Genomic DNA, 2,514 nt, shown 5'->3' with positions numbered 1-2,514 from the left:
GGAATCTACTCAACTTATGAAGGAGCGACCGCCGCGATAGAGGATCGCTCAACCAAGCAAGGGTTTTCGGAAAGGCTCGACGGGTTCGAGATTTGGAGAGTTCAACCGGACGGCTACGGGTTTTGGTTCGCTGGAATCCCGTTAGATGAACCTCGAGAGAATCATGGATAGTCGACCTGTCAGGCCACTGCTTTTCGGTACACTTCGCGAGCCTAACAATTCGCTCCTAGGGACGGCCATCGCTATGCACCTTTTATGCGGCTCACTTCGCTCGCATTATCGCATAAAATGTGCATAGCGCTGGCCGCCCCTGAGCTCAGCGTTAGGCACTACAAATGATTGAGAATCACCAATGTCCTTAAAGCGATTAATTGAAGAACACCCGTTAGTGATCTTACTCGGTACAGTGGTTGCTTCATTCGCAGTTGGCTGGAGTTCTAACGAAGCAGTTCGAAAAACTGCAAACCTAGATAGCGTTGTAAAAGGCACATATGTACTGGTTAAGGATATTGAGGAAGGGCATTCAACGGAATATGTATCTCGAACTTCGCTAGCAGAGGAACAACGAAGCATGCAGATTGAAGCATATGACTGGAACCTGATAGTTACACCGTTTCAATTGCAACTCAATGAAGACTGTAAAAGACGCGCAGTGAGAACAGCCCTACAAATTGGAGAGAAAGATAAACCTTATGTGCCCACCAATAGCGGTGTGTCTTTTACAGGAATTGGCTCCCAAGTTGTTATCGATTGCGCAACAAAGACAGTTGTCGTTGTCAGCCTTGCTGACCATGAAACCATGCTAAGACTTCAAGACCATGTTGTTGGATCAATGGAGCGTGATTAAAGCGTTGCTTGAAGAGACGGTACTACTTGAGAAAGTCTTTTGCCTAACAAGGCAAATCCAGCCGACGCGCCAAAGGCGCGCGCGGCTGATTTGCAGCGTTAGGCGGCGAGGAGTGTCATGTCGTCATTTACATGCAAATGCGGCGCAATGGTTCGTGAGACTGAAGAGCGCCCAAATACAAGCGGCATCCTGCTCAGCTTAACTTCGCTCGCCGCCTTGGAAGAGCAGATGGCTCGCTCCGTGGTGGCATATCTTTCCACCCCTGAAGACCAGCGAGAAGCTTGGCTACGCGTCCATTTTGGGCCGGAATACCCTAAAGATCTAGCTGCTGACGAAGTCGCTAATGACATCATCTCGCAATCAGTCAACGCTGCGAATTTTTCGAGCAGCTTTCGCTGTCCCAAGTGCGGTCGCTTGGCGGTTGCGCCTGCGCCTGAGCGTGAATCATGGTCATTTTTCGCGCCAGAGTAAGGCAGCCGCCTAACAAGCGCTGTAGTACGCTCCGCCCCTGGCGGGGCTCCGCGGGACGTCCCATGCTATGCGCTTCGCGCATAAAAAGCGTGGGCCGCCCCTAAGCTCAGCGTTATGCGAAAGCTAAATTAATAAAATCAGAAAAGTGAAATAGAAGGTTTTGTGCGTTATTTGATCATATTCTTATCATTTTTTGTTTACACTAGCGCTTCAAATGGCGCGGACATTGTGGAAAGGTTAGGAACTCCAATATTAAAAGGGGAGATAGCTCCTGGTGACGCCAATAAGCTACTTTCGTATCTTCGAGATGATCGGCATTCGACAGTGCCAGCAATATTAAGGGTCAATTCACCAGGCGGCAGCGTTGAAGAGGCTATAAAAATTGGGGAAATTGTACGTGATCTGATGATGACGGTACATTTGAATATGGATGGTGTTTGCTACAGTGCATGCTTTTTCATTTATATGTTTGCACACGAGAGAAATTCTGCTCTCGGAAAAGTCGGTCTTCACAGGACATATTTTAAAAAGCAATATTTTTCTGATCTTTCATTTGAGAAAGCTCAGTCTGTATATCAATCGGCACGAGAAAAATACGGGAATATTTTAATTGATTTGGGTGTCCCTAAGCACCTTATTGATAAAATGTATTCACAAAAATCCTCCGACCTGTACATTCTTAGTGAGCGAGAGCTTGTCGATGAGTTGGGTCTGAAATCTGAAGCATTTGAAGAATGGATAATAGCATCTTGTGGTGAGATGGGGGCGGAGGAAAATAATGATTTATGGGAGCTTGGCTTGGGTCACTACAACCTAGGAGATCCGCCTCCTGAACCGCTCAAAGGCTACAAAAAATATTTATATGAGAAAAGCTCAAAAATCAAATCGTGCCGCGTAGGAAAAATTAGCGAGGCTCAAGAAAAAGGTGTTCTCGAACACCTACCAAACAGTCGCGCCGCAAAATTGATTTCCCTACTAAATCCCGCATAACCAAGCGCTGCAGGGGACGGCTGAATTTGGGCACATTTTTGCGCAGTCGATTCGCTCCTATTTTTGCGCAAAAACGTGCCCAAATTCAGCCGCCCCTGAGCGCGGCGTTCAGGCTGTAGAAAAACTCGGGCGATTTTTGAATGGGTGAATTTTTCGTGCGGAGAGTGCCCTAAAATGCTTTTCGTCACCCCAAATAGAGCCAGAAT

3 protein-coding genes are annotated in these 2,514 nt (G+C 47.2%); all 3 read left to right on the top strand.

The window, feature by feature from the left end; genetic code table 11:
- Nucleotides 1-352: 352 nt before the first annotated feature.
- The 3 genes from RRF64_RS18755 (at nt 353) to RRF64_RS18745 (ending at nt 2,308) form a co-directional block, all read left to right on the top strand.
- Nucleotides 353-847: a hypothetical protein gene (locus tag RRF64_RS18755; protein ID WP_323847451.1), complete on the top strand. Its 495-nt coding sequence runs from the start codon at nt 353-355 to the stop codon at nt 845-847.
- A 117-nt stretch (nt 848-964) separates the two neighbouring features.
- Nucleotides 965-1,318 carry a hypothetical protein gene (locus RRF64_RS18750; protein WP_323847450.1) on the top strand — a complete coding sequence of 118 codons (354 nt, stop codon included), beginning with the start codon at nt 965-967 and terminating at the stop codon, nt 1,316-1,318.
- Between the two features lie 162 nt (nt 1,319-1,480).
- Nucleotides 1,481-2,308, top strand: coding sequence for a COG3904 family protein (locus RRF64_RS18745; RefSeq protein ID WP_323847449.1), 828 nt, complete (start codon nt 1,481-1,483; stop codon nt 2,306-2,308).
- The last annotated feature ends 206 nt before the right edge of the window (nt 2,309-2,514 follow it).

Source organism: Microbulbifer magnicolonia, from assembly GCF_035117725.1.
GTDB classification, from domain to species: domain Bacteria; phylum Pseudomonadota; class Gammaproteobacteria; order Pseudomonadales; family Cellvibrionaceae; genus Microbulbifer; species Microbulbifer magnicolonia.
The sequence above is the reverse complement of the archived record's forward strand: the minus strand, read 5'-3'. Positions and strand labels throughout refer to the sequence as shown.